The organism is Chryseobacterium limigenitum, from assembly GCF_900114875.1.
In the GTDB taxonomy this organism is placed as follows: Bacteria; Bacteroidota; Bacteroidia; order Flavobacteriales; family Weeksellaceae; genus Chryseobacterium; species Chryseobacterium limigenitum.
In genome coordinates this window covers 1-3,738 of the sequence record NZ_FPKW01000048.1, presented here as the reverse complement: position 1 = coordinate 3,738, position 3,738 = coordinate 1, and the positions used below count along the sequence as shown (strand labels likewise).

3 protein-coding genes are annotated in these 3,738 nt (G+C 31.1%); 1 reads left to right on the top strand and 2 read right to left on the bottom strand.

The window, feature by feature from the left end; genetic code table 11:
* The first annotated feature begins 549 nt into the window (after positions 1–549).
* The gene (locus tag BT156_RS21645) at positions 550–804 is read left to right on the top strand and encodes a hypothetical protein (protein WP_072412986.1); all 255 of its coding nucleotides are present in this window, start codon (positions 550–552) and stop codon (positions 802–804) included.
* Positions 805–951: 147 nt separating this feature from the next.
* Here BT156_RS21645 and BT156_RS21640 read toward each other — a convergent pair whose 3' ends face one another.
* Both BT156_RS21640 and BT156_RS22440 read right to left on the bottom strand, forming a co-directional pair.
* Complete coding sequence (locus BT156_RS21640) at positions 952–3,042, bottom strand: outer membrane beta-barrel protein (RefSeq protein ID WP_072412985.1); 2,091 nt, start codon at positions 3,040–3,042, stop codon at positions 952–954.
* A gap of 432 nt (positions 3,043–3,474) precedes the next feature.
* Positions 3,475–3,738, bottom strand: a 264-nt coding sequence (locus tag BT156_RS22440; protein ID WP_228430231.1) for a hypothetical protein, incomplete at its 5' end; no start/stop codon positions are given.

Sequence of the window (3,738 nt, the reverse complement as noted above, 5' to 3'; positions counted from 1 at the left end):
TCAAAAACAGTCTAATAAACCTATAAAATACCCATGACGAAAATTCGTCAGTCCATCACACAAAAGAAAATGGTTCGAGACCCATAAAGGGTTGTGTGTCAATGTAATTATTTGATAATCAAAGACAAGCGGTTCGAGGTGCGACCTGCCATCCACCCATGGTATTTCAAATAATTGCCAAGGAGGTAATTGTGCTATTAATTGTAGTATACATCAGAATCTTAATTGCCAAGGAGCATGTGGTTAATAAATCAAAAAGATTAAAGTATGAAAAATTTTAAGAATAAAAATCCCGTTTTAAATATTGATCGTTTGAAATATCTAATAATTTCTACCACAATTGAATAAGATAACACTATTGATAAACTTGTTGGTGGTTTTAGCCAATCTTTATCAAAAGGAATTGAAGATACTATTTCTAATGGACAATCTAATAATTGTGATGGAGTGAATTGTCGTAAATATTGCACTGGCGATATATATTCGTAATCTTCCCATCATTTTCAAATAACATGTCGCTAAAGTTAATATTAACCTGAAATTAAAAACATGAAAAATTTTAAGAATAAAAATACTGGTATAAGCATTGATCGTTTAAAGCATCTGATAATCTCTACCACAATTGAAAAAGATAAAACTATTGATAGACTTGTTGGTGGTTTTAGCCAATCTTTATCAAAAGGAATTGAAGATACTATTTCTGATGGGCAGTCTAATAATTGTAGTGGAGCAAATTGTCATAAACATTGTGGTGATTATCCCCCAGATACCCCAGTAGGACCAAATACGGTTTGCCTTTTTTAATAAATACTCGGACAGTTAACATTACGTTTATTAATAGTAGAGTATTAATGTGATTATAAAAATTTGCCTCAGTTGTGAGGCAAATTCTTTTTGTTATCCTTTTAAGAATTCCCGCAAAATCTCTTATAATACGCTTCAAGCATATTATCAGAAAGTTGTTGCAGGTGCCGGATCATTATATAATTTTCTGTTAACCTCATTTTTTTTACCTTTAGCAAAATCATACCCTATTCCCAAAATAAACATATTTTTGTTGTTATAAATATTGGTGACTCCTGAATAGCTTACCAAGCTTTCATCAAGTGTTTTAGTCTTGTATCTTGACGGCATCCCCAACCAATACATTCCAGTAGTAAATGTCCAGTCTTTCAATTTATAATTAACAAAAATATGATTTTGATTCTCGTTAGTATTTAAAAATGCACCACTTAAAGTGTAGACTGGAATATTAAACATGTAAGTCATACTCAAGTTTTTATATTCGGAAGAAATTGTAAAATTGTTTCCGAAATAATTGTTTTTAAGTAATGCTCCCGAGTTTGTCTTTACGCTTTGCATAGTAGGATAAATATTAGCTTTAATAACCAATAATCTATTGCCAAAAGGCCTAACCGAACCTGTTAGCTGAATTCCGGTACGTGAACTAAATTGTGTATTTTCATAGGTTAATGCATATTGAGTATCGTTATTGTATAAAACATAGATACTGTTAATTGCATTATCTATATAATTGTAGAAAATATTAGCATTAAAATCAAAAAATTTATTGCTGTAAGAATAGTTTAGATTATTGTTCCAAGCTTTTTGTATTGTAAGATATGGATTTCCTGTAGATACAATATTGGGAACCACCTGATTGATATTCGGACTTAATGATGCACTTCCCGGACTATAAGGTGTATAACTGCTTGTCAATCGTAAACTTTGATTCTTTTTAAGTTCATATCCTAAAATTATTTTAGGAGTAATTGTCCAATCATCATCAGTGGTTGTAGCAGTTTTATTATTAATATTTGTTAAACCCAAGCCCAGACGATACATTAATTTCTTATTTTTACCTGCAAATTCCGAATATAAATACTGGGTTAGATAATTAATGGAAAAATCAAAATTCCCGGCTAAATTTTCTAATGTATTATTTACGTTATTGTTATCAATTCGGTATCCTGTGCTTAATTTCCCTGCTTTAAAATCATGAGTATAGGCAACTTCTCCAACAGTACTTTTTTGTTTTGCATTTAAATTCATATCATTATCGAAAACAATATTGCCTGAGCTGATTACCCATTCTTTATCAACCTCAAAACTTTTGCTCGTATATGCAGATCCGACAATATTGAAACTGATTTCATCTTTCTTGCCCAGTTTCTTAGAAAAATAAAGGTCGAGTTTAGGCGGATTATACTTTTTTCCACTGTATTGTGAAGTTCCGTGCTGTTCTGTAATATTGTCTTTTGAGAAAATACTTTGTCCGTTTCCTTTAGAAAAATCATTATAAATGTTCATTGAAAATTTTGCCTGAAAAACATAATTATCAGGTAAAGAATTGGTATATCTTAAAGCTATATCTTGATAGGTATAGCCAAAATGATCTGTTTTATTTTCGTTGGTATTATAATGAGAACTTTGTAAAGTATAATCGTAGATTCTATTTGTGACCCTATTATCATAATCTCTTAAATTGATAGTATACTCAAGTCCTAGATTATTTCTTCCATTGGTATAGTTGGCATAAGCTTGTCCGTTAACAAAACCAGTAGTCAATGCTGTAGTTACGGAGGCTCCTGCTGCAAAACCCACTTCAGGATTTCTGGTGATAATATTAACTACTGTATCTGCTCTATTTGCCCATCGGGTAGGAGGGTTATCATAATACTCAACTCTTATGACATTTTCCGGTCGAATGCCTCTTGCCTGTAACTCTGTAGATTCAACACCATTGATCAAAAGTAAAAATTTACCTCCTTTAATACTAGAAATGCTGCTGGAAATAGGATCAAATTGAAGTTCAGGCAAGGTTTGTAGTAGATCATTAGCATATCTGGCTTTCTTTAATGCTTCCTCATCAAAACTGTAAACTGCTTTATCTACAAATTGTTTTTTTTGTTGTGCTTTTATAAGAACTTCCTGAATATCTTTTGTAAGTTGGACTGAATCTTGAACCGTTGAACTCTTAATTTCTTGTGCAAAATTAAAACTTCCTATTCCTAATAGTGTTAAAATTATATGTTTCTTCATTATTAACTTGCTGATAGCAAATTTAAAATAATAGGATATTTTTCCAAAATTAAAATCACTTTATTTTGAGAAAAATTAAAATGCGAATATCAGTGAAATATTTTTATCGCATAAAAGAGTATCAATTGCCAGTTGTTTATTATATTTAGAAACTGGGCTCCCTTCCACGAACAGCAGTTGAGATAAAAAACATCTGCAAAGGAGAAAAGGCTTTATTATAGATGGTTGAGAATGTAAGTTATTCATCATCAGTCTGTACCAATATTGGTACAGACTGATGGTAATTCTAAAATAAGTTTCAGCATTGTCTAAAAAGCAAAAATTTTGTATTTTTGTTCAATCCAAAAAAGAAAAAGATCTTTGACTTTGATGTTTAAAATGAAAAATAGGGGATAGAAATTATTCTTGAAACGATACTTTTAGTTGAAATTATTACGCCACCTTACAACAAGACTCACGATTGGCTTGCAATCGCTCTTTGTTGATGCGTTCAAGATGGGTTATGATGTTGATGAATTCGGGATTATCATGTATCTCATCAGGAGTATAAATTTGATGCTGGTAATGAGGTCTTATTGAATTATAATCCCGAACAAAAAACTCAATCACTTTGTGAAACTCATTGGAATGAATATCACCATAATTTCGGAGGAACTTCTTTAATATTTTGAAGTGCCCTTCGATGATGGAATTAGA